The sequence below is a fragment of the Streptomyces sp. KLMMK genome (assembly GCF_036961605.1).
Lineage (GTDB): Bacteria > Actinomycetota > Actinomycetes > Streptomycetales > Streptomycetaceae > Streptomyces > Streptomyces telluris.
Window position 1 is genome coordinate 1 of sequence record NZ_JBAMDC010000474.1, and the last position, 4,533, is coordinate 4,533.

The window sequence follows — 4,533 nt, forward strand, 5'->3', positions numbered from 1 at the left end:
TGGGCCGGCCCGACGACGGCAGCGCGACCAGCGGGCTGGTGCTGGTGGGCGAGCCGGGGGTGGGGAAGTACGCCGTCGCGGCCCGGCGCCGCCTGGAGCTGCTCTCCGAGGCCAGCACCCGCATCGGCACCACGCTGGACGTGAGCCGCACCGCCCTGGAACTCGCCGAGATGGCCGTCCCGCGCCTGGCCGACTACGTCACCATCGACCTTCCGGCGGCAGTGCTGCGCGGCGACGAGCCGTCCGACCCGCGCAAGGACCTCCACCGCACGGTGGTCCACGGCGTCCGCGACGACTGCCCCTTCTACCCCGCGGGCGAGCGGGTCGACCTCAAGGAGACCACGCCGCAGCTGCGCTCTCTGACCAGCGGGGAGACCGTCCTGGAGCCCGATCTGCGGACCGCGTCGGGCTGGATCTCCCAGCACCCCGCGCGCGCCCAGCGCCTCCTGGCCCACGGCGTCCACTCCCTCATCACCGTCCCGCTCCTCGCCCGCGGCATCGTCCTGGGCATAGCAAGCTTCTACCGCTCCCAGGACCCCTCGCCCTTCGGCGACGACGACTGCTCGCTGGCGCAGGAGCTCGCCACGCGCGCGGCCATCTGCATCGACAACGCCCGCCGCTACACGCGCGAGCACAGCATGGTCCTCGCCCTGCAGCACAGCCTGCTGCCGCACGGCTTCCCCGAGCAGAACGCCGTCGAGGTCGCGCACCGCTACATGCCCGCCGAGTCCGGCGTCGGCGGGGACTGGTTCGACGTCATCCCCCTCTCCAGCGCCCGCGTCGCCCTCGTCGTCGGGGACGTCGTCGGCCACGGGCTGCACGCCGCCGCCACCATGGGCAGGCTGCGCACCGCCGCGCGCACCTTCGCCGAGCTGGACCTGCCTCCCGACGAGGTCCTCACCCACCTCGACAACCTCGTCGGACGCCTGGACCGGGAGGAGTGCGGCGAGGACCCCTCCAACGGCAACACCGGCATCATCGGCGCCACCTGCCTGTACGTGATCTACGACCCCACCACGCAGCAGTGCACGATGGCCCGGGCCGGGCACCCGCCGCCCGCGCTGGTCCGCCCCGACGGCACCGTGATCTTCCCCGAGCTGCCCGCGGGCCCGCCCCTGGGGCTGGGCGGTCTCCCCTTCGAGAGCGCCGAGTTCCTCCTCCCCGAGGGCAGCCAGCTCGTCCTCTACACGGACGGGCTCATCGAGGACCGCCACCGCGACTTCGACATGGCCCTGGAGCAGCTGCGCCGGGCCCTCTCCCACCCGAACCGCCCGCCCGAGGAGACCTGCCGGGAGGTCGTCCGGGCCGTGGTCCCCGAGCATCCCGCCGACGACATCGCCCTGCTCGTCGCCCGCACCCACACCCTGGACCCGCACCGGATCGCCGTCTGGGACCTGCCCGCCGACCCGGCCCTCGTCTCCTCCGTCCGCTCCGCCGTCACCGCCCGCCTGACCGAGTGGGGGCTGGAGGAGATCGCGTTCACCACCGAACTGCTGCTCAGCGAGCTGGTCACCAACGCGATCCGGTACGGCACCGGCCCCATCCAGGTGCGCCTGCTCTACGACCGCGCGCTGACCTGCGAGGTCGCCGACACCAGCAGCACCGCCCCGCACCTGCGCCACGCGGCCACCACCGACGAGGGCGGCCGCGGACTGTTCCTCGTCGCCCAGCTCTCCCAGTGCTGGGGCACGCGTTACACCGCCGGGGGCAAGGTCATCTGGGCGGAGTGCGCCCTGGAGGTCGGCGGCAAGCCCTTCGGCGCCGAGGCGTTCCTGGACGACATTCCGGCGATCTGACGGCCCATCCGGCGCCGGGGCCCGCGATGGCCGTAGCATGACGAAAACGGCGCAGATGATGAGATTTCGGTAACTGGTCCTGACAGGTCCCGGAGAAGTCCGTGCACGACACTCCCGACACCCGCCCTCTCCCGGGCCCCGGCCCCGAGCCCCTCGTCCGCATACGCGGCCTGAGCAAACGGCTCGGCGGCACCCTCGCGCTGGACGCGGTCGACCTCGACATCCGCACCGGCAGCGTCCTGGCCCTGCTCGGTGCCAACGGCGCCGGGAAGTCCACCCTCATCAAGGTGCTGGCGGGCATCCACCGCGCGGACGAGGGCGAGGTGAGCGTCGCCGGGCACCCGCTGGGCACCGAGACGGCCTCCCGGGCCATGTCCTTCATCCACCAGGACCTGGGGCTGATCGGGTGGATGACCGTCGCCGAGAACATCGCCCTGGGCACCGGATACCCGCGCCGGGCCGGGCTGGTGTCCTGGCGGCGGACCCGCCGCCGGTGCACCGAGGCCCTGGGCGTCGTCGCCGCGCACCTCGACCCGGACGCCGTCGTCGCCGACCTCACACGGGCCGAACGCTCCCTGGTCGCCATCGCCCGCGCCCTGAGCACGCGGGCCGAACTGATCGTCCTGGACGAGCCGACCGCCAGCCTCCCGGCGGCCGACTGCGCGCGGCTCTTCGGCGTCCTGCACACCCTGCGCGACCACGGCCGCGCGATCGTCTTCGTCACCCACCGGCTCGACGAGGTCTACAAGGTCGCGGACGCGTTCGCCGTGCTGCGCGACGGCCGGCTCGTCAGCCACGGCCCGCTCGCCGGCCACGGCCCCGCACAGCTGGTGCACGACATCGTGGGCCACGACATCGTGGGCCACGGGCCGGGCGCCCACGGCATCACCGACCCCGCCCCCGGCCCCGCCGTCCTGACCCTCGACGACGTGCGCACCGAGAACACCGGGCCGGTCAGCCTGCGGCTGCGCCCCGGCGAGATCCTCGGCATGGTGGGCCTCACCGGCGCCGGGCACATGGAGCTGGGCCGCGCCCTCGCCGGCTCCCGGCCGGTCCTCGACGGGCGGATCCTGCTCGGCGGGCGCCCGTACCACCCGGGCACGGTCGCGGCCGCCGTCGGCGACGGCGTCGGCTTCGTGACCAGCAACCGTCAGGAGGAGGGCTGCGCGCCCGAGCTGACCGTACGGGAGAACTTCCTGGCCAACCCCCGGGCCGCCGGCCTGCAAGGCGCGCACTGGATCAGCCCCGGGCGCGAGCGCGCCGAGGCCTACGCCCTGATCGAACGGTTCGCGGTGCACCCCCGCGACAGCGAGGCCCCGATCGCCACCCTCTCCGGAGGCAACCAGCAGAAGGTCATGATCGGGCGCTGGCTCGGGACGAGCCGGAACCTGCTGATCCTGGAGGAGCCTACGGCCGGCGTCGACGTCGGCGCCAAGGCCGCGATCTACCGGCTGCTGCGGGACGCGCTCGCCGGAGGACTCGCCGTCCTGCTCATCTCCACCGACTTCGAGGAGGTCGCCGACGTGTGCCACCGTGCCCTGGTGTTCGTCCGCGGAACCGTGACGGCGGAGCTGAGCGGCGAAGCGCTCACGGTCACCGCGCTCACCCACGCCGCGTCGGACATCGCCGCCCTCACCGGAACGCCGGGACGATGACGCCGCCCTCTCCTGCCTCTCCCCCGTCTCCGCCGCCCTCCTCTCCGGCGCCTCCGCCCGCCCCGGCGCCCCGGCACCCGCCGGGCCACCGGTTCGGGCACCTCGTCGGCGCCTACGGCCTCCTCGCCCTCACCGCCCTGCTGTTCGTCGCCTTCTCCCTCGCCCTGCCCGGCACCTTCCCCACCCTGGACAACGTCTCCGCCGTCCTGTCCAGCCAGTCCATCCCGGCCATGCTCGCGCTCGGCGCCACGATCCCCATCGCCGCCGGCAAGTTCGACCTGTCCCTCGGCTACGGCCTCGGCCTCGCGCACGTCATGACGATGCACCTCATCGTCTCCGCGGGGTGGCCCTGGCCGCTCGCCTGCCTCGTGGTGATCCTGGGCGGGGCGGCCGTCGGCGCCGTCAACGGCACCGTCGTCGAATTCGCCAGGATCGACTCCTTCATCGCCACCCTCGGCACCGGCAGCATCATGTACGCCTTCACCGGCTGGATCACCGGCGGAGCCCGGATCGTTCCCGGCCCGCACGGCCTGCCCGCCGGCTTCACCGCCCTCTACGACTCCCGGTTCCTCGGTCTGCCGGTCTCCGCCTCCTACGTCCTCGCCCTCACCGCCGCACTGTGGCTGCTCCTGGAACGGCTTCCCCTCGGCCGGTACTTCTACGTCATCGGGTCCAACGCCCGCGCCGCCGACCTCGTGGGCATCCCCTCCCGGCGCTACGTGATCTACTCCTTCATCGGATCGGGCCTGGTCGTCGGCGTCGCCGGCGTCCTGCTCGCCGCGCAGCAGCAGATCGGCAACCCCAGCGTCGGCATGGACTACCTGCTGCCCGCCTTCGTCGGCGCGCTGCTGGGCTCCACCGCGATCAGGCCCGGCCGCGCCAACGCCCTGGGCACCCTCGTCGCCGTCACCGTCCTGGCCGTCGGCCTCGCCGGGATCGGCCAGCTCGGCGCCCGCTTCTGGGTCACGCCGCTGTTCAACGGCAGCACCCTGCTCCTCGCGGTCGGCCTGGCCGGCTACGCCGCACGCCGGCAGCTGCGCCGACGGCGGACGGAACCCTCCCGGACGCCCCGTCACCCACCC

The 4,533-nt window shown here is 73.7% G+C and carries 3 protein-coding genes; all 3 read left to right on the forward strand.

The window, feature by feature from the left end:
* A partial coding sequence (locus V7793_RS33905; RefSeq protein ID WP_336013536.1) for an ATP-binding SpoIIE family protein phosphatase occupies window positions 1-1,796 on the forward strand: 1,796 nt, incomplete at its 5' end.
* A 101-nt stretch (window positions 1,797-1,897) separates the two neighbouring features.
* Window positions 1,898-3,451 (forward strand): sugar ABC transporter ATP-binding protein, encoded by a 1,554-nt coding sequence (locus tag V7793_RS33910; protein WP_336013537.1) that lies wholly within the window; start codon window positions 1,898-1,900, stop codon window positions 3,449-3,451.
* The coding region (locus tag V7793_RS33915; protein ID WP_336013538.1) for an ABC transporter permease at window positions 3,448-4,533 on the forward strand (1,086 nt) is incomplete at its 3' end. The genes V7793_RS33910 and V7793_RS33915, both read left to right, overlap by 4 nt.